16 protein-coding genes are annotated in these 19,097 nt (G+C 44.6%); 3 read left to right on the top strand and 13 right to left on the bottom strand.

What is annotated here, in order from left to right; translation table 11 throughout:
• Nucleotides 1–13 precede the first annotated feature (13 nt).
• From mraY to mraZ, 7 genes are read right to left on the bottom strand one after another with little or no spacing between them, the layout of a single operon-like run.
• Nucleotides 14–1,096 carry a phospho-N-acetylmuramoyl-pentapeptide-transferase gene (gene mraY / locus AC19MX_RS18895; RefSeq protein ID WP_498299477.1) on the bottom strand — a complete coding sequence of 361 codons (1,083 nt, stop codon included), beginning with the start codon at nucleotides 1,094–1,096 and terminating at the stop codon, nucleotides 14–16.
• Complete coding sequence (locus tag AC19MX_RS18900; protein ID WP_498299479.1) at nucleotides 1,097–2,506, bottom strand: UDP-N-acetylmuramoyl-tripeptide--D-alanyl-D-alanine ligase; 1,410 nt, start codon at nucleotides 2,504–2,506, stop codon at nucleotides 1,097–1,099.
• Complete coding sequence (murE, locus tag AC19MX_RS18905; protein ID WP_498299481.1) at nucleotides 2,503–3,996, bottom strand: UDP-N-acetylmuramoyl-L-alanyl-D-glutamate--2,6-diaminopimelate ligase; 1,494 nt, start codon at nucleotides 3,994–3,996, stop codon at nucleotides 2,503–2,505. The genes AC19MX_RS18900 and murE overlap by 4 nt, the downstream gene beginning before the upstream one ends.
• Entirely contained in the window at nucleotides 3,980–5,728 is a 1,749-nt protein-coding gene (locus tag AC19MX_RS18910; RefSeq protein WP_498299483.1) for a penicillin-binding transpeptidase domain-containing protein, read from the bottom strand. The genes murE and AC19MX_RS18910 overlap by 17 nt, the downstream gene beginning before the upstream one ends.
• 11 nt (nucleotides 5,729–5,739) lie before the next feature.
• Nucleotides 5,740–6,054: a cell division protein FtsL gene (gene ftsL, locus AC19MX_RS18915; protein ID WP_432403756.1), complete on the bottom strand. Its 315-nt coding sequence runs from the start codon at nucleotides 6,052–6,054 to the stop codon at nucleotides 5,740–5,742.
• A gap of 14 nt (nucleotides 6,055–6,068) precedes the next feature.
• The gene (rsmH, locus tag AC19MX_RS18920) at nucleotides 6,069–7,010 is read right to left on the bottom strand and encodes a 16S rRNA (cytosine(1402)-N(4))-methyltransferase RsmH (RefSeq protein ID WP_432403754.1); all 942 of its coding nucleotides are present in this window, start codon (nucleotides 7,008–7,010) and stop codon (nucleotides 6,069–6,071) included.
• A gap of 24 nt (nucleotides 7,011–7,034) precedes the next feature.
• A complete protein-coding gene (gene mraZ, locus AC19MX_RS18925; protein WP_432403752.1) occupies nucleotides 7,035–7,493 on the bottom strand; it encodes a division/cell wall cluster transcriptional repressor MraZ in 459 nt (152 codons plus the stop codon).
• Nucleotides 7,494–7,912: 419 nt separating this feature from the next.
• On the opposite strand from mraZ, the gene AC19MX_RS18930 reads away from it, so the two are divergent.
• The 3 genes from AC19MX_RS18930 to AC19MX_RS18940 all read left to right on the top strand — a co-directional run bounded on the left by AC19MX_RS18930 (nucleotide 7,913) and on the right by AC19MX_RS18940 (nucleotide 10,090).
• Entirely contained in the window at nucleotides 7,913–8,611 is a 699-nt protein-coding gene (locus AC19MX_RS18930; RefSeq protein WP_498299485.1) for a peptidase, read from the top strand.
• Nucleotides 8,608–9,678 (top strand): PepSY domain-containing protein, encoded by a 1,071-nt coding sequence (locus tag AC19MX_RS18935; protein ID WP_498299487.1) that lies wholly within the window; start codon nucleotides 8,608–8,610, stop codon nucleotides 9,676–9,678. Before AC19MX_RS18930 ends, AC19MX_RS18935 begins: the two co-directional genes overlap by 4 nt.
• A 91-nt stretch (nucleotides 9,679–9,769) precedes the next feature.
• On the top strand, nucleotides 9,770–10,090 hold the full coding sequence (locus AC19MX_RS18940; protein ID WP_498299489.1) for a hypothetical protein: 321 nt from the start codon (nucleotides 9,770–9,772) through the stop codon (nucleotides 10,088–10,090).
• A gap of 293 nt (nucleotides 10,091–10,383) precedes the next feature.
• Here AC19MX_RS18940 and glpK read toward each other — a convergent pair whose 3' ends face one another.
• The 6 genes from glpK to leuA all read right to left on the bottom strand — a co-directional run bounded on the left by glpK (nucleotide 10,384) and on the right by leuA (nucleotide 18,749).
• On the bottom strand, nucleotides 10,384–11,880 hold the full coding sequence (glpK, locus tag AC19MX_RS18945) for a glycerol kinase GlpK (RefSeq protein ID WP_432403744.1): 1,497 nt from the start codon (nucleotides 11,878–11,880) through the stop codon (nucleotides 10,384–10,386).
• Nucleotides 11,881–12,149: 269 nt separating this feature from the next.
• The gene (locus AC19MX_RS18950) at nucleotides 12,150–13,502 is read right to left on the bottom strand and encodes an outer membrane protein transport protein (RefSeq protein WP_498299491.1); all 1,353 of its coding nucleotides are present in this window, start codon (nucleotides 13,500–13,502) and stop codon (nucleotides 12,150–12,152) included.
• A gap of 550 nt (nucleotides 13,503–14,052) precedes the next feature.
• A complete protein-coding gene (gene leuD, locus AC19MX_RS18955; protein WP_432403739.1) occupies nucleotides 14,053–14,658 on the bottom strand; it encodes a 3-isopropylmalate dehydratase small subunit in 606 nt (201 codons plus the stop codon).
• 19 nt (nucleotides 14,659–14,677) lie between these two features.
• Complete coding sequence (gene leuC, locus AC19MX_RS18960; RefSeq protein WP_498299493.1) at nucleotides 14,678–16,090, bottom strand: 3-isopropylmalate dehydratase large subunit; 1,413 nt, start codon at nucleotides 16,088–16,090, stop codon at nucleotides 14,678–14,680.
• A complete protein-coding gene (leuB, locus tag AC19MX_RS18965) occupies nucleotides 16,090–17,184 on the bottom strand; it encodes a 3-isopropylmalate dehydrogenase (protein ID WP_498299494.1) in 1,095 nt (364 codons plus the stop codon). The genes leuC and leuB overlap by 1 nt, the downstream gene beginning before the upstream one ends.
• Nucleotides 17,181–18,749 (bottom strand): 2-isopropylmalate synthase, encoded by a 1,569-nt coding sequence (gene leuA, locus AC19MX_RS18970; protein WP_432403733.1) that lies wholly within the window; start codon nucleotides 18,747–18,749, stop codon nucleotides 17,181–17,183. Before leuA ends, leuB begins: the two co-directional genes overlap by 4 nt.
• Nucleotides 18,750–19,097 lie beyond the last annotated feature (348 nt).

Genomic DNA, 19,097 nt, shown 5'->3' on the forward strand with positions numbered 1-19,097 from the left:
CCTTAATGATTGCTTAGCGTAGTTTTAGAGTCGCAAGACCCAATAACACTAAAAACAATGAGATAATCCAAAAGCGCACAATAACCCGTGGCTCTGGCCATCCTTTTAACTCATAGTGATGATGAATAGGCGCCATACGGAAAATACGCTGACCGCGCAATTTGTACGAGCCCACTTGTAAGATCACCGACACGGTTTCCATTACAAATACACCGCCCATAATCACTAACAAAATCTCTTGGCGAACCAAAATCGCGATAACACCTAATGCAGCACCTAATGCCAATGAACCAACATCGCCCATAAATACTTGTGCTGGGTAAGTGTTAAACCACAAAAAGCCTAAGCCAGCACCGACCATTGCGGTACACACAATCACGAGTTCACCGGCTAGAGGTAAATGCGGTAAATGCAAATAACTGGCAAATTGTGCATGACCAGACAAGTAAGCAATTAACGCAAATGCTGCCGCAACCATAACCGTTGGCATAATCGCCAAACCGTCTAAACCATCGGTTAAGTTCACGGCATTACTCGCGCCCACAATGGTGAAGTAAGCCAGTACAATAAACATCAACCCAAGTTGTGGCATCACGTCTTTAAAAAACGGCACCACTAATTGTGTTTCGCCATTCATGGTCGAAGAGCTGTATAAAAACACCGCCACGATGATTGCAGCTATAGATTGCAGTGCATATTTCCAACGAGCAATAAGGCCTTTAGAGTCCTTTTTAACCACTTTGCGGTAATCGTCAATAAAGCCAATCGCACCAAAACTGCCTAACACAAACAGCGTGACTAATACGTAGCGATTCGATAAATCACCCCATAGCAACACGCTGATAAAAATACCTGCAAGGATCAGAATCCCCCCCATTGTCGGGGTGCCACGCTTGCTGAAATGCGATTCTGGACCGTCATCACGTACAACCTGACCAATTTGCAGCATTTGCAGACGCTTAATTAAAATCGGTCCCCACCACAAACTAAACACCAATGCAGTCAACAAGCCTAAAATAGCCCGGAACGTTACATATGAAAAAACGTTAAACCCGCTATAAAATTGGGTTAAATACTCGGCTAGATAAACCAGCATCTACACTAACTCCCCACGCCCATAGGCATTCAATAAACTGTCGACAACCCGCTCCATAGCAGCGCTGCGAGAACCTTTAACTAAAATAGTCACATTGCCTTCAACATCTTTGAGGTGTTGTTGTAATGCGACAATCAATTTGTCTTGTGCTGAAAAATGCTCGCTACCAAAAGCCTCACTGGTATAGCCCGAAAGTTGGCCGCAACAGAATAAACCCTCTATTGCTGCATTTTTCGCCTGCAATCCAACGCTGGCGTGCAAAGGGGCAGCATTGTCGCCTAATTCGCCCAAATCTCCCAGCACTAAACAACGATAACCATCACGTTGTTGCAACCAATTGATTGCAGCACTGACTGAAGTGGGATTTGCGTTATAACTGTCATCAATTAACAGCATGCGCCCGAGCTTATGCGGTTGCATACGCCCTTTTACCGGTTGCAATAATACAAACCCTTGCGCGATAACCGATAACGGAATATTGAGTGCTAGACACATAGACGCGGCAGCGAGTGCATTACTGACTTGGTGTAATCCTGCCAGAGGTAATTGCACCGCGACTTGCTGACCATTGAAGGTCAACATGAACTGGCAACAGCCATTTTCGTCAGCTTCAATATCGATAGCTTTAACGTCTGCATCAACGTCTGCCTGACACGAAAAATGTAACTGCTTGTGGCCTTGCGAGCGTTGCAGCATATAAGGGGCATATTTATCATCAGCATTAATAATCGCAGTGCCATTGCTAGCCAGATGATTAAAAATTTCTGATTTGGCTTCGGCCACACCCTCTAGCGAACCAAAGCCTTCTAGGTGTGCACTGCCAATATTATTCACTAATGCCACTTGCGGTTGCACTAATGAAGAGGTGTAATCTATTTCACCACGATGATTAGCACCTAACTCAAACACGCCATATTCATCGCCTTGAGTTAAACGCAGCAGTGTTAACGGTACGCCGATTTCATTATTGAAATTACCCGCGGTAAATAACACCTGGTGTTGTTGCGATAAAATAGTGGCAACCATTTCTTTCACGCTGGTTTTACCGTTAGAACCCGTCAGCGCAATGCTGATTGGGTTAACGTGTTGACGCACAAGCGCGCCAATATTGCCCATGGCTTTTTGAGTGTCGGTAACTACAATTTGCGCAACATCAAACGGCAGAACATGATCAACCAACAATGCCGCTGCGCCATTATCGATGGCCGTTTTGGCAAAATCATGGCCATCAAAACGCTCACCTTTTAACGCTACAAATAAACACTTTGCTTCAATTTTGCGACTATCGGTACTTACCGATGTAATTTCATGGTCACAACCTTGGCCATTACCGTCGTCAACACCGTCGTCAACACCGTGTAATGCGCCCTGTAAGTGCTCGGTAATCTGCGCTAAAGATAAACTTATCATAATGTGTCCTTAGACAAAGCAAGTGCTAAAGCGCGTTCATCATAATCGATACGTTGGCCTGCAACTTCTTGATAGGTTTCATGCCCTTTACCTGCAAGCAATACAATGTCGTCTGCTTGTGCTAATGCTGCAACACGAGTAATAGCCTCTATACGATCAACATGTGTTAGCACATTATTGGGTTGGCTGATGCCTTGTAAAATATCGTTGATAATGGTTTGTGGATCTTCGCTGCGCGCATTGTCGCTAGTGATCATCACTTTGTCTGCATATTGCTCAGCGGCTTGCGCCATTAATGGTCGTTTACCTTTGTCGCGATCACCGCCGCAACCAAACACACACCACAAGGTACCCTGGCAGTGCACGCGCAATGCTTTTAGTGCTTGCTCAATGGCATCTGGCGTATGCGCATAATCAACCACTAGAGTGGCTTTATTAGCAGCGGAAAAACGCTCCATTCTACCGGCAACAGGGACTAAATTTGGTATCACCGCGAGCATGGCGGTCATCGACATGCCTTGCAAATACAACGCTGCAATGGCTGCGACTAAATTTGATAAATTAAACGCGCCAAGTAAGGGTGATTCAACGCTGGCCGATAAACTGCTTTGGCCATTTAATGCTGGATAATGCAACACAGCGCTCACACCTGCATCATGGTATTGCACCTCGGTACAATAAAAGTCGGCACTGGCATCGCCTTGAGTACTGAACGACTTAATCTGACGATTAGCGAGCTCAGCAAACCACTTGGTACCTGTGGCGTCATCAATGTTAATCACACCGTGTTTTAAGCTAGGGAAATGAAATAAGCGTTTCTTAGCAGCGGCATAAGCATCCATATCACCATGATAATCAAGGTGATCACGGCTTAAATTAGTAAAAATAGCCGTTTCGAAGGGGACGGCCTCTACACGGCCTTGCACTAAACCATGGCTAGACACTTCCATGGCGCACACTTTCACCCCTTGAGCATTAAACTCGGCTAATTGCTTCATGACGGTGATGGCGTCGGCCGTTGTATTACCGCTGTCGACTAATTGTCCCCAAATGCCATTACCTAACGTACCCATAACGGCCGCTGGGTGTCCGAGCAAATTCACGATTTGTGCAATGATTTGGCTAACAGAGGTTTTGCCGTTAGTGCCAGTTACGCCAATTAATGCTAATGAATGGGTATGAGTTGCATAGAATTGGGCAGCAACGGCAGACAACTGTCGCGACAGTTGGAAAAAATACACCAACGGAACTTGGTATTGCTGTAAATCGACTAAGCCGTGCTGATCAGGATTATCAGTATGAATCAATATTGCAGCAGCGCCGGCATCAATAGCTTGTGAAATATACTCGCGACCATCGACTTTATAACCAGGTAGAGCAACAAATAATCCACCTTGGCTGACGCTGCGGCTGTCTAGTGTTAAGCCATTAATCGACTCTGAGCCAGCATAATGAAACCACGGTGCTAATAAATCATTTAATAACATCATGCTGCGCTCCTTGCGCAGTGGCTAAATGGATAGCCTCTCGCTCTGAAATTGGCTCAACATTCAGCATTTGCAATGCCCCGGACATAATTTTGGCAAAAGCAGGCCCTGCGACATCACCGCCATAATATTTGTCACCTTTCGGTTCATTAATCACCACTGAAATCGCTAATCGAGGTTTGTGAACAGGCGCGACACCGGCAAATAAGCCAACATAATCATCACCATAACCTCCTGCAACGGCTTTACGGCTGGTACCGGTTTTACCCGCCACCGGATAACCGTCAATATGAGCCTTTCTCGCGGTGCCGCCCAGTTCGGTCACGCCCACAAGCATTTGCATGACATCTTTAGCCACTTGAGTAGAAATAACTTGCTCGCCTTTAGGGGCTTGCTTGAGTTTTAAAATCGAAACGGGATACAACACACCGCCGCTGCCTAACGTGGCGTACATACGCGCAATTTGCAGAGGCGTCGCGGTAAAGCCATAACCAAATGATAAGGTGGCGCGTTCAAAGTCAGACCAGCGGTTGCGGTCATGAATAAGCCCAGCACTTTCGCCAGTTAAATTGATGCCAGAATAATTACCCAGCCCCATTGACTGATAAGTGCCTAATAACTGTTGCACCGGCATAGACAATGCCAACTTACTGATGCCAACGTTACTTGATTTAACAAGGATTTTCGCCAGCGACATCTCACCATAGTTGTTAGAGTCGCGCACTTGACGACCACCAATACGCATCCAACCTGGCGAGGTTTGGATAAGCTCATTTGCCTTAACGGTGCCAGCTTCTAATGCAGCTGCAACCACAAACGGTTTGACGGTAGAGCCAGGCTCAAAGGTGTCGGTTAATGCGCGATTACGCATACGGTGAGTTTGTAAGTTGTCGCGAGAATTAGGATTATAAGAGGGAGTATTTGCCATTGCTAACACTTCACCGGTGAGCACGTCTATCACCACAACGGAGCCCGATGTTGCTTGGTACATCTCAGTGGCACGCTTGAGTTCACGATAGGCCAATTGCTGAATACGTTGGTCAATACTTAATACAAGGTCGTTCGAGCTTTCACCCTCCTGCACCATATCTAAACGTTCAACTACACTACCGTCGCGCGACTTACGCACTTTTTGTTTTGAGGGTGTACCAGTAAGCCAGGTGTTGTAGGTATTTTCGATACCTTCAATACCCACGTCATCGATATTAGTAATACCGATTAACTGGGCTGCTATTTCACCACTCGGATAATAACGACGCGATTCTGACTTAAGATAAATCCCGCCAATTTTGAGCTGTTGAATGTAATCAGCTACAGCAGGAGTCACTTGGCGTTTTAAGTAAACGAAACGTTTTTTCGGGTTGCCTTTTACTTTACGAACCAATTCATCGACAGGCTCTTGCAATACATCCGCTAGAGCTTGCCAACGACGCATGTCTTTAAATGCATTTTGATCGTGAGCATGCTTAGGATCAGCCCACACCGCACGCACAGGAACGCTGACAGCGAGCATATCGCCGTTACGATCCGTAATTAATCCACGTTGAACTTGATTACTGGTGGTACGCAAGGTGCGCATGTCACTTTCGTGCCGCAGTTTGTCAGGCTCAATAATTTGAATATAAGCTGCACGTGCAATCAGGCTGCAAAATAATAGCAAAACAAACCCCACCACAACGTATAAACGCCATGGAATCAGTTCGTGATTTAATTTTCGTTTTGCTTGTCTTGCCATAATCCCTATGCTCACTGAACTCGAATGATGATTTCTTCTTTTGGAAGCGGCCGCGCCATATTGAGTTCTTTTGTTGCCATTCGCGTCACACGGCTGTGTTCAGACTGCGACTGCTCTTCTAATAATAAGTTGCGCCATTCAATATCTAATCGATCTTGCTCTTGCAGCAAATGGTCCCACTGCGATATCAATTGTCGCGTCACATGGCTGGTATACACCACAACAATGCCATTAGAGACGACTAACATCCCCAACAACACAATCCACTTGTGACGCCAAAGATCTTGCAACACAATTCGAGGTAAACTTAATGTCGATTGGCTCACATTAACCTCAAAGACTAATAATCTAAGCGCTCAGCAACTCGTAAAACCGAGCTGCGGGCACGAGGATTTTGTTCTAATTCTGCATCAGAAGGCTTTAGAGCCTTACTAACCGCCTTTAATTTACGCGATTTATTAAGCTCTGCTTCCATAATAGGCAATCCATATGGCACGCTTTCAGCTTGGCTATGGCGGCGAATAAAACGCTTTACCATACGGTCTTCTAACGAGTGGAAACTGATCACCGACAAACGCCCCTGTGGCGCCAATACCGTTAATGCACCTTCAAGAGCTTGATCAATCTGCTCTAGCTCGCTATTGATATAAATACGAATTGCCTGAAAAACTCGCGTTGCAGGGTGCTTATTGCGTTCTTTATTTTTAGTAATACGTGCGATTAAATCGGCTAAATCTTTAGTACGTAAAAACGGTGTTTTTTCACGGTCTGCCGCAATACAGCGAGCAATATGACGAGAGTTTTTCTCTTCGCCATAGGTTTTAAATACCCATGCCATGTCTTCAATTTCAGCGCGAGCAATCCATTGAGCTGCCGTTTGCCCCTGACTGTTGTCCATACGCATGTCTAATGGTCCGTCTCGTAAAAAACTAAAACCACGTTCGGCATCATCTAACTGCGGTGACGACACGCCTAAATCCAATAACACGCCATTAATTTTACCGGTCAGTCCTAACTCTTCGACATATTGTGCTAATTGACCAAAACCGCCATGTACGATTTGAAACCGCGGATCATCTGCAAATTGCTTTGCCGCTTCAATGGCTTGAGGATCGCGATCGATTGCAATTAAGCGACCGTTTTCACCCAAATGGCTCAGCACATGACGAGAATGTCCACCACGACCAAACGTGCCATCAATATAGATGCCATCACGTTGGATATTGAGACCATCAACGGTCTCATTCAGTAATACAGATAAATGGGCAAACTCTTGGCTCATTGGGTTCTTCTAACCTTTTGGTCTCTACAGTGAAAAGTGTGCCAAGCGTTCATTGCTGGCTAAATCTTGGCTGTGGATGAGTGTATTACCGTCATCCATCTGTTGCTGCCAAGCTGACTCTTCCCATAGTTCAAATTTATTCAGTAAGCCCACCAGCATGGTTTTCTTTTCTAAGCTGGCAAAACTTCGTAAAGCCGGCGGAATCACAATGCGTCCGTGGCTGTCTAGTTCACAATCTTGGGCATGACCTAGTAATTTTCGTTTAAAGGAACGTTCAAGTGGAACGGTATCTGACAGCAATTTAAGCTTTGCTTCAATCTGCTCCCATTCATGTAATGGATAAATCAACAAACAGGCGGATTCAATATCAACAGTGATAATCACAGTACCGGCATGCTCTACACGTAACGCGTCACGGTATCTCGCAGGAATTGCGATCCGTCCTTTAGCGTCCATATTGATAGCACTGGCACCCCGAAACACGTTATGAGACCTCTTTTGTTAGCATTTGATCCACAATGATCCACTTTTCCCCACAAATGCTAAGTTTAGGGACTCTATGCAAGTGTTGTCAAGCAATGGACAGATATATTAAATCCAGACCCCAAGCGGGTTAGCAGCAAATTAATCTCAAACGGGATGAATGACAAAGCCAGTTGTTAAAAACAGCTTAAAATCAGGGTAAATGAGTTAAACCAGACACATAACGGTCATTTTATCGGCTAAAAATCGGTGGTGATCTTTTTATTAACATCTCTTAATAGCGCTAACAATCCACCTTTTGGTTGAATTAGCACCGCAATCGATGCGAATTAATCAGAATAAAAACTCACAAATTGTCGATCTTGATCATTAATTAGTGTTAAAAAAGCACTCCCATCTTCATTTGCACGGCAACTATTATGCTAAATGGCCATACTTTACGCCGCTTTCATCGCTGGTTTGCACTTTTTGCCGGGTTACAAATGTTCTTATGGATATTGTCAGGGGCCTACATGGTGTTAATGGACATCAATTTCATTCACGGTGATACACTAACATCGGCGCCCAAAAACGTTGCTCTCACCACAGTGACTTATCCAATAACAACGTTACTGAAACACTATCCAGACGCGAGTCAAATACGTTTAACTCAGCGACAAGGGCAGGCATTTTATCAATTCACCTCGCAATCACAGTTAATTATTCTTAATGCCAACACGGGGTTACCGCTTGATCCTCTGACTGAACAACAAGCCAAACATATTGCGCTTAGCGCTTATACTGGAGCGGGCGTTATTAGCAGTGCGCAGTTATATGTACAAACCGCTCCCAGTGAGTTAAACCCTAAATGGTTACCTGTGTGGCAAATTAATTTTGCCGATATTAAACAAAGTAGTTTGTATGTCTCTGTAGACACAGGAGAAATCGTGACCAAGCGCCATGTGTACTGGCGTTTATTTGATGTTATGTGGATGCTGCATATTATGGACTACGATACGCGCGACAATATCCATAACAATCTACTGACGTTAATGACCAGTTTGAGTTTGCTCACGGCACTGTTCGGCACAATGTTGTTATGGTTTCGCTTAAGTCACAATAAAAAGGTGGCTCGATGATCCGCTGGCAACAATTGCATAAATGGCTGGGGTTATTGATTGGCTTGCAACTACTGCTGTGGATAGTTACTGGCTTATTGTTAAACATGATTCCGTCAGCCTGGTTTTCTGCCAGCATGCATCAACAACAATCTGTATCAGCACAAGCAATACCAATAAGCCTGCAGATGACGGTGTCGATTAATGATGTGGTGAGGTTATCTCACATGCCGCTTAGCGACATAGAATTAATCACCATTCTAGCCCGTCCGGCTTATCAACTGACTCAAGTGAATGGTCAGCAAGTGTTTGTATGGGCCGACACCCTACAAACCACGACAAAGCATCAGCAGGTATTAAGTAGAGTGAGCCTGACAGATCTGCAAATACATCAGATCGCCCGTGCCAGTTATCGCGGCGATGCCAAACTTGCACCAGCAAAGGTACTTAAACACGACACCACAATGCCTGCTGGTACATTAATGTTTGCTGCTAGCGATGGCGTCGATACCCGTATTTATGTTAATCGCCACTCAGGTAGCGTGATTGCGCATCAAAATAATCGCTCTGATTATCAACAATGGTTATTGATGTTACATTTTATGGATTACAACTCGGAAAATGGCGTAAGTTTTAATCACCTCTGGACACAGATAATTGCCGTGTTAAGCCTTATATTTGCTATCAGTGGCGTTCGTTTATTGCTGTATCAATTACAGCAGGGATTTTTCTGGTCAGCGAGAAAACGGCCAGTAACGGTAACACTCTATGATTCACAGAAATTAATCGCTCAAATCAGCGCTAAGTCGGGGTTAATGCTCGACAATATCAACAAGCATGCAAGTACTTTACACACTAAAGGATTTATTACCGAATGTGGCGGTGGAGGTCAATGCGGCCAATGTGTTGTGCGGTATTTATCGACACCGCCTTCCGCCTGCGAGTATGACATCGCCAAATTAAGTAAACGCAAGCTAGCTCAAGGTTATCGCCTCAGTTGCCAACACATCATCAGCAATGCCGACCTTGGTTTAAGCCCGCAGCAAGTCAGCCAATGGTATGAAAATACACCGGATGTTAATCCATAATGAAAGATGATTAAATTTTAGCCTGACGATGCCGATAACAGGTATAGTTAACAACATAACGATTGTATTTATTGGCTCAGGAGGACGCAACATGAGTATCGACAGCATTTATGCCATGTTAGCGAGACCTGTGCGCGCGGTGAGTGAGCGAAGAAGGATTGTTGAACAAGTGCGAGGCTCTAGCGCTATTAGCGCCGACAGCCATGAAGCGCCGCAGTCACAATTACCCCCTCACATAACTCATAAAACCGTTGTTGCTAAAAAAGTCCTTGTCCGCAAAGAGCGCCGCTCAACATTAGGCAGCATAGATGACAAAAAGAATGATGGCAGTCGATTAAGAAGAATGAACACTGACGAGCGCTTTTCCACTCGTGGAGAAACCGCCAGCCAGCTTATTGATATAGAGATATAATACCATTCCGCGTTAGTAAGTGATCTCTCAGCGAGAATTTAAAAGGGCTTAAACAAGGCGAATGACTGAATGAATAGTGGTTCTCTTTCGAAGTCATGCAACGCAGTGTAAGCCCTTTAAAAACTCGCCTGAAAGGAATGCCCCAGCGGCTTTTGCTCTGCGTTCTCGCTATTTGAAAGGGAACAACCATTACGACATAGCGACGCCTTAATCAAAAACCGCTGGACGCATTCTGAGTGGTCAATTATTAATGCGGAATGGTATATAAACCTTATTTTTTAATCTCGACCTAATTATTGCGGAGGACTATTAGGGCTCACTTGCGACACCGCTTTTTTCCAGCCAGCGTAAATTTCAGCTCTGTGGTCATGATCCATCGTAGAGATGAATTCGCGCTCAGTAGATAACATGGCTTTTAGTTGATCAGTAGACTCCCACACACCAACCGCTAAACCTGCTAAAAATGCCGCGCCCATTGCCGTTGTTTCGGTCACTAATGGTCGAATCACTTTCGCCCCTGTAATATCGGCTTGAAATTGCATTAAAAAGTCATTAGCCACCGCACCGCCATCGACGCGGATTTCGGTTAGTGGCACATCCGAATCTTTACTCATTGCATCCAAAACATCACGAGATTGATATGCAATGGCTTCTAACGCTGCACGTATAATATGGTTACGATTCGCACCACGAGTAAGCCCAATAATGGCACCACGGGCGTCTGCATCCCAATATGGCGCGCCTAATCCAACAAAAGCAGGGACTAAATACACACCATTGGTGTCATCCACTTTTTCTGCAAAATATTGGGTATCGCAAGCGTCAGCAATTAAGCCTAGCTCATCGCGCAGCCATTGAATTACCGCCCCGCCCATAAAGACAGACCCCTCTAGCGCATAGTTGACTTTAGCGTCGGCACCAATGGCTACTGTGGTTAACAATCCATGTGTCGACTCAACCGCTTTCTCGCCTGTATTCATCAATAAAAAGCACCCAGTTCCGTAGGTATTTTTAGCCATACCCGGTTCGATACAAAGCTGGCCAAATAGCGCAGATTGTTGGTCGCCTGCCATACCCGCAACCGGAACATGGTTACCTGCCAGTTCGGTGTAACCGTAGATGGCGCACGACGGTTTGATGCTTGGCAGCATGGCGCGTGGAATATCAAACAACTCAAGTAAATCTTGATCCCATTCTTGGGTGTGAATATTAAAGAGCATGGTGCGTGATGCATTAGTCGGCTCGGTAACATGCACTTCACCTTGGGTAAGTTTCCACACTAACCATGTGTCAACCGTACCAAACAATAAATCACCGGCCTCGGCTTGTTCGCGAGCACCTTCAACATTGTCTAAAATCCATTTTATTTTTGAAGCAGAAAAATACGGGTCTAATACCAGTCCAGTTTTTTGGCGTACCATCTCTTCGGCGCCTTGCGCTTTAAGTTGTTGGCAAATACCTTGGCTACGACGACATTGCCACACAACCGCATTACAAATAGGTTTGCCAGTGTGTTTATTCCATACAATGGTGGTTTCACGTTGATTAGTAATACCAATGGCAGCCACATCATGACGGCTTATACCTGCACGCGTTAACACTTCAACCAATACTGAGCTTTGCGATGACCAAATCTCCATTGGGTCATGCTCAACCCATCCCGCTTGAGGATAATGCTGAGTAAACTCTCGATGCGCAACGGCGACAATATTCGCTTGGTGATCAAACACAATCGCACGAGAACTGGTGGTACCTTGGTCTAACGCGACGATGTATTTCTTAGCAACCATCTGATTTCCTATATCATTTTGACATGATTATTTTTATATGATTTATCTGCTTAATAAGCCAATAGCACATCCTACATCGACATATAAATTTAATGCAAGTATTAGTCTTTGTTTCACAGTAATAGCAAATGGCTTATATTTCTTATGATGATACTTCCTACCAATAACCTCTCTTTAATAAAAAGCCATCCTGGCAGCATCAACGTTATCATCATAGTATAAAAAAGCCCCGCAAATGCGAGGCCCAGCGAGCTAGATTTCAAAGACTTTTACATCTTATAGCTTAGTTGTACACCGGTTAACCATACATCACCAGTAGCTTCACCATTGAAGTCGATAGATGCGAGACCAAGTAAGTCTTGAGATTCGCTTATCGGTGCATCACCGTGCATACGAATATAAGTGACACCAAGATCGACACTCAAGTTTTCAGACACTTGGTAGCCAGTCCCCATACTAAACCAGAAACGATCTGTGTCTGGAATAGTAGTAGTACGGTGTTCATCATCGACTGCCGTTTTATCAAGTGCAAAACCTGCGCGTAACGTCCACTGATCGTTTACGGTGTAGGTTGTACCAATGGCATAGCGCCAGCTGTCTTTAAAGTTTTCTTCTTTCACAATATCTGACTCAATATCGCCCGTCGGTTTAACCTCTCCAGGGAAGTAAGCCACTAGTCGCTCAAATGTACTCCACTCAGTCCAATTGATGCTGGCATGCATCGCCCAGTTCTCTGTTAGTTGGTGATAAGAAGCCAGTTCAGCAAAAGCAGGCAATTCGATAGGCAGATAGCCATCAATCTTAATATCTTGTCCGCCGTCATACACCACACCAGAGACTGTACCGTCTAAATCTAGGTCGACACCACTGTGATAAGCTAATCCGATGCGGTTGCTGGTATTGATTTGCCAGCTCGCTCCTGCTTTCCAACCATAGCCAATGTCATCACCTTCCATTGATTTAAGTTCTGTACCTGCCGATGGTAAACGTGCTGATATGCTTGCTGGCACATTAGGGTTGGCACTAATGGCACCAATCCAAGCTGGCGTTGTTGCGCTAACTTCACCTTCGCCATACACCATACGAAGGCCGGCACCCACAGTAAACTCATCATCAATGCGATACGCGATGTTAGGATTAAATTCAACCGTAGTGATGGCTGTGTGGCTACCAAAAATAGCTGCCGCACTTGTTTTTTCGGTTTCGGTGGCTAGGCCATAGTTAGCATTAACCGCCAGACCCCAAGTCCAATGATCATTCAATTGGTTAGAGTAATAAAAATTAGGTACGAGTGCATTATCTGCAACATCGATTTCATCAGCATTCATCACAACTGCATCTGGGCCTAACAAAGGAGAGGTGACACTCACGTCGCCTAACACATCGACATCAGGCATCACGTAAATACCGCCTGTAGAAAGCTGACGGCCTTCAAGATACGCTAGCATTGCTGGGTTACGCGCTTGAGTTGAGGCATTGTCTGCGATGGCAGCTTCACCCGCATACGCTCGGCCCAAACCGGTAGCTGAAGATTCTGCAAGCTGAAAACCTGCTGCGTTGACTTGAGTTGTTGCCCCAAAGACAATGGCGCTGATCGCCAATGTTAACACTGTTTTTTTCATTTTCATTCTCTGTGTTTAAGATTCATACTGCTTAAATCGACCTAAATAGAGCAAAAGCTCGATTCAAATGAGGGCATCAGTGTACGGATCCCAAACCGCTTTGCAACTGGCGTCAGCTTGCACAATGGAGACAATGGTAAGAATTGAAACTGTGATCTAGCGCAAGGTTTTAATTTGTATGAGTGGGTAAAAAAGTAAAAATATAAATAACTGTACGCTCAAATATAATCACCGACAGAAAACAAAAAAATTATCTTTAAAAAACATAAGCATAGACAACGAAAAATAGCACGCTAGTTAGCTTTAACGGTCAGTTTTAGTCGCTTATGTTCACGTGCCACAGAATGATTTAACCTCTTGCAAACATAAATTAATTTACAAATAAAAATAAAAAAACCTCTCTTTGCGAGCAAAAAGAGGTTTTCAACACAGAACTATCACTCATGGTTCATTTATCTAGCCAATTAATTAGTCAATTAACTCGCTAATCAGCAGTGTCATAAGCAGTCACTGCGGGAGCCTAAGCCGTATAAATGACATTGTAAATCGCTTACGCATACCATGGTGGAATTTGGGTTTCATAGTCACTAATGTGCTGTTCAAATGACAAGGTTAAACCTATCGCATCAAGGCCATTAAGCAGTTTATGCCTAGCGGATTCAACCAAACTAAAGTTAAATACAGCACCAGAAGGTGAAGTTACCTTTAAGGCTTGTAAATCGACGGTAATTTGTGCGCCTTCTTCGGCTGCAACTTCATCGATTAATTGCTGTACTTGCTCTGCAGGTAACTTAACGGGCAATAGGCCGTTATTGATTGAGTTGCCGTAAAAAATATCCGCAAACGTCGGAGCAATAATCACTCTTAGCCCAAAATCAGCTAAGGCCCACGGCGCATGCTCGCGCGATGAACCACAACCAAAGTTTTCTTGGGCTAATAAAATTGATGCGCCTTTATAACGTGGCTGATTAAGTACAAAATCAGGATTGGGTTTATCACCTGCATCATCCAAATAACGCCAATCATGGAATAAATGTACGCCAAAACCATCACGAGTCACTTTAGATAAAAATTGCTTCGGAATAATCTGATCGGTGTCGATATTTGCACTGTCGATGGTTACCGCTAAACCGGTATGGGCAGTAAATGCTTGCATGTTTATCTCCTATCTCGGTTTAGTAAGGTTGACGAATATCGACAAAGTGACCTGCTATCGCTGCTGCTGCTGCCATTGCAGGGCTCACTAAATGCGTTCGACTACCACGACCTTGTCGACCTTCAAAGTTACGGTTACTGGTTGATGCACAACGGTCGCCCGCTTCTAAGCGGTCATCATTCATCGCCAAGCACATAGAGCAGCCCGGTAAACGCCATTCAAAACCAGCTTCAATAAAGATTTTATCTAAGCCTTCTGCTTCTGCTTGCAGTTTTACCTGGCCAGAACCGGGTACCACAATCGCCACTACACCCTCTGCCACCTTACGGTTTTTGGCATGCACAGCTGCTGAGCGTAAATCTTCAATACGTGAATTAGTACAAGAGCCAATAAACACCTTATTAATGCTGATGTCTGTCATTTTGGTACCCGGCGTTAAGCCAATGTACTCTAATGCTTTAATCATACTGGTGCGGTTGGTCATGTTCGGCTCATCTTGCGGATTCGGCACCACGGCATCAATGGCCACAACTTGCCCAGGGTTAGTACCCCAGGTTAATTGTGGTGCAATGTCGTTAGCATCTAAAACCACTTCAACATCAAACACGGCATCTGCATCAGTTTTAAGCTCAGACCATGCTGCAACTGCTTGCTCCCACATCGCATCTTTTGGTGCAAACTCACGGCCTTTTAAATAATTAAAGGTGGTTTGGTCTGGTGCCACCATACCGGCTTTAGCGCCCATTTCGATAGCCATGTTACACAAGGTCATACGGCCTTCCATGGTTAATGCTTCAATAGCTTCACCACAAAATTCAACCACGTAACCGGTACCGCCATCCATACCTAACTTGCCGATAATAGCTAATACGATATCTTTGGCAGTGACGCCATCGGTCACCTTGCCGCGTACTTCTACTTTCATTGTTTTGGCTTTTAACTGGCGCAGTGTTTGGGTGGCAAGCACATGCTCAACTTCAGAGGTACCAATACCAAATGCCAATGCACCAAATGCGCCATGAGTGGCAGTGTGCGAGTCGCCACATACAATCACCGTACCGGGTAAGGTAATACCCAGTTCTGGCCCCATTACATGGACAATCCCTTGGTTAGGATGGTGAATGTCGTATAAACGCACACCAAACTCTTTACAGTTTTGCGCTAAAGTCTCAACTTGCGTACGTGCCATTGGGCTTAACGCATCTAAACTTGCACTGCGTGTTGAGGTGTTATGATCCATGGTGGCAAAGGTTTTTTCTGGGGCACGTAATTTACGGCCTGCCACTTTTAAACCACTAAAGGCTTGGGGAGAAGTCACTTCATGCACTAAATGGCGATCAACATACACTATTGGCGCTTCGCCCTCTGGGCTCGCCACAATATGCGCATCCCACACTTTTTCGTATAAGGTTTTACCTGTTACTTGAGCCATTACACACCTTCCTGAATTGCTTGAGCGATATAATCACCCATCTGTGCTGTCGACTTAGCTTCGCTGCGCTTATCTGCCGTTAACAGTTCACCGGTTAAGTAACCATTTGATAATGCTTTGGTGACTGCACGCTCAATAGCGTTTGCTGCATCTTCTTGCTTTAAGCTGTGACGTAACATTAATGCCGCAGATAAAATTTGCGCAACAGGGTTGGCAATGCCTTGACCTGCAATATCTGGCGCACTACCGCCTGCGGGTTCAAATAAACCAAAACCGGTGCTGTTCATACTAGCTGATGATAATAAGCCCATCGAGCCGGTTAACATGGCAATTTCATCTGATAAAATATCACCAAATAAGTTTGAACATAACATCACGTCAAATTCGTCAGGACGACGTAACAGCTGCATAGTCGCGTTATCAATATAGATGTGCTCTAAGGTCACATCCGGAAAGTCTTTAGCAACCTCTTCAACAACCTGACGCCATAAGACTGAGCACGCTAACACGTTAGCTTTGTCTACCGAAGTCACTTTGTTTTTACGGCCACGGGCGGCTTCGAATGCAATGCGGGCAATACGGCTGATCTCGCGGCGACTATAGCGCATGGTATCAAACGCTTCTTCGTCATCACCTTCACCTTGACGACCTTTTGGTTTGCCAAAGTAAATGCCTCCTGTTAGCTCGCGCACGCACAATACATCAAAACCACGGGCTGAAATGTCACTGCGCAGTGGTGACATATGCTCTAAACCATCGTGTAATTTTGCTGGGCGTAAATTACAAAATAGCTCAAAATGGCCCCGTAATGGTAATAATGCGCCACGTTCTGGCTGATCATTAGGCGGTAAGTGTTCCCATTTAGGGCCGCCAACACTGCCAAATAAAATCGCATCAGCGGCTTCACAACCTTTTAAGGTAGCGTCAGGCAAAGGACAACCATGATTATCAATCGCGATGCCGCCAACATCATATTCGGTGTAGCTAATATCCAATCCAAAACGTGTTTCTACAGCACTTAACACTTTACGTGCTTCAGCCATTACTTCTGGACCAATACCATCACCCGACAAAACTGCTATTTGATAACTCATACGCCACCTAACTCCCTTTCTTTATGGATCTGCTGTTTAAAATCAGCCACTTTATCTGCGCGATATACTAAATTCATCACATGCACTAACGCTTGTGCTGAAGCTTCAACGACGTCTGTTGCTAAACCCACACCGTGGAACATTTGTTCGTTATATTTAGCGGTAATATCAACTTGTCCTAGTGCATTTTGACCTTCGCCTTTTGCACTTAACTTGTAATTGGTAATATTGATTTTACGTTCTGTTGCTCTGGCAATGGCATTATAGGCCGCATCGACAGGACCATTACCTGTGGCAGCCTCAGTAATATCTTTACCGTCAACAGCAATACGTACCGTGGCTGTCGCTACACCTTCTGTAGAATCTGAATGCACCATCATGTGCTGAAGCTGATACTTATCGTCGTCTTGCGCTTGCGACTCCATAAACACCAAGGCTTCTAAATCGTAATCGAATACCTGACCTTTTTTATCCGCTAGGGTTAAAAACTGCTCGTAAAGGCTGTCCATATCATAATCGCTTGGCTGATAACCCATTTCTTCCATGCGATGTTTAATCACATGACGGCCTGAGCGCGAGGTCATGTTTAAGTTGTTACGATTAAGACCGATACTTTCTGGCGTCATAATTTCGTAGGTATTTTTTGCTTTTAGCATGCCGTCTTGATGAATACCTGACGAGTGCGAAAATGCATTAGTACCGACAATCGCTTTGTTTGCTTGAATAGGCATATTGCAAAGCTGACTCACTAACGACGATGTACGGTGGATCTCTTTAGCATTAATACCGCAATCCAAATCAAGTAAACCTTTTCGGGTTGCCAGGATCATCGCGATTTCTTCTAGTGAGCAGTTACCTGCACGCTCACCAATACCATTAATAGTACATTCAATTTGGCGCGCGCCCATTTCAACCGCGGCAATCGAGTTAGCCACCGACAAACCTAAATCATCATGACAATGCACAGAAATAACTGCTTGGTCGATATTGGGTACGCGATTAAAAAGCGTTTTAATAATGCCACCAAACTCACTTGGCACGGTATAACCAACGGTATCAGGGATATTAATGGTACGAGCCCCAGCTTTAATCGCTTCCTCAACCATACGGCACAAATTATCTATTGGCGTACGGCCAGCATCTTCACATGAGAACTCAACATCATCGGTAAAACGTCTGGCGTATTTAACCGCATTAACGGCCATTTCTAATACATCATCGAAAGAACGTTTTAATTTACTTTCGACATGAATCGTCGAGGTAGAAATAAAAGTATGAATACGGAACTGATCAGCAACTGATAAAGCTTGTGCGGCGGCATCAATGTCTTTTTCAAGCGCACGAGATAGCGCACACACACGACTGTTTTTAATGGTTTTAGCAATAGTTTGCACTGAGTGAAAATCGCCAGGAGACGACACAGGAAACCCCACTTCCATCACATCAACGCCCAAACGCTCAAGAGCCAACGCAATTTGCAGCTTTTCTTTAACGGTTAAGCTCGCGGCAAGTGCTTGCTCACCATCACGTAACGTAGTATCAAAAATTATGACTCTATCGGACATCGAATTTCTCCATCGACCATCTTGTATGTATTTAACCTAACTGCAAACATCACAACTGGCTCGTTTCAAAAGGGCTATAAACAAAAAACCCCGCGGCTATTAGCGCGGGGTTTGTGTATGCTGAATAATTTATCTCGCATGTAACACAAAGGACTCCGCGCAGTCTATGCGAGAGAGGAGAAGGAGTCCGAGTAAAATCGATTGTGTGTTCATGGTTTTAGTATTCACTTAAAATAATTTTATATTCACATTACGTAATATTGAGTAAATAAATATTCTGTATACATTTTTCTATAGTTAATATTTAACGCGAGCTGGCTCCGCTGTCAACCCTAAATTACTCAACTT

Source organism: Shewanella sp. MF05956 (assembly GCF_059758055.1).

Excerpts from the sequence above, each read along its gene's own strand:
- mraY (WP_498299477.1), bottom strand. The coding sequence starts at position 1,096 with ATGCTGGTTTATCTAGCCGAGTATTTAACCCAATTTTATAGCGGGTTT.
- AC19MX_RS18900 (WP_498299479.1), bottom strand. The coding sequence starts at position 2,506 with ATGATAAGTTTATCTTTAGCGCAGATTACCGAGCACTTACAGGGCGCA.
- murE (WP_498299481.1), bottom strand. The coding sequence starts at position 3,996 with ATGATGTTATTAAATGATTTATTAGCACCGTGGTTTCATTATGCTGGC.
- AC19MX_RS18910 (WP_498299483.1), bottom strand. The coding sequence starts at position 5,728 with ATGGCAAGACAAGCAAAACGAAAATTAAATCACGAACTGATTCCATGG.
- rsmH (WP_432403754.1), bottom strand. The coding sequence starts at position 7,010 with ATGAGCCAAGAGTTTGCCCATTTATCTGTATTACTGAATGAGACCGTT.
- AC19MX_RS18930 (WP_498299485.1), top strand. The coding sequence starts at position 7,913 with ATGCTAAATGGCCATACTTTACGCCGCTTTCATCGCTGGTTTGCACTT.
- AC19MX_RS18935 (WP_498299487.1), top strand. The coding sequence starts at position 8,608 with ATGATCCGCTGGCAACAATTGCATAAATGGCTGGGGTTATTGATTGGC.
- AC19MX_RS18940 (WP_498299489.1), top strand. The coding sequence starts at position 9,770 with ATGAGTATCGACAGCATTTATGCCATGTTAGCGAGACCTGTGCGCGCG.
- glpK (WP_432403744.1), bottom strand. The coding sequence starts at position 11,880 with ATGGTTGCTAAGAAATACATCGTCGCGTTAGACCAAGGTACCACCAGT.
- AC19MX_RS18950 (WP_498299491.1), bottom strand. The coding sequence starts at position 13,502 with ATGAAAAAAACAGTGTTAACATTGGCGATCAGCGCCATTGTCTTTGGG.
- leuD (WP_432403739.1), bottom strand. The coding sequence starts at position 14,658 with ATGCAAGCATTTACTGCCCATACCGGTTTAGCGGTAACCATCGACAGT.
- leuC (WP_498299493.1), bottom strand. The coding sequence starts at position 16,090 with ATGGCTCAAGTAACAGGTAAAACCTTATACGAAAAAGTGTGGGATGCG.
- leuB (WP_498299494.1), bottom strand. The coding sequence starts at position 17,184 with ATGAGTTATCAAATAGCAGTTTTGTCGGGTGATGGTATTGGTCCAGAA.
- leuA (WP_432403733.1), bottom strand. The coding sequence starts at position 18,749 with ATGTCCGATAGAGTCATAATTTTTGATACTACGTTACGTGATGGTGAG.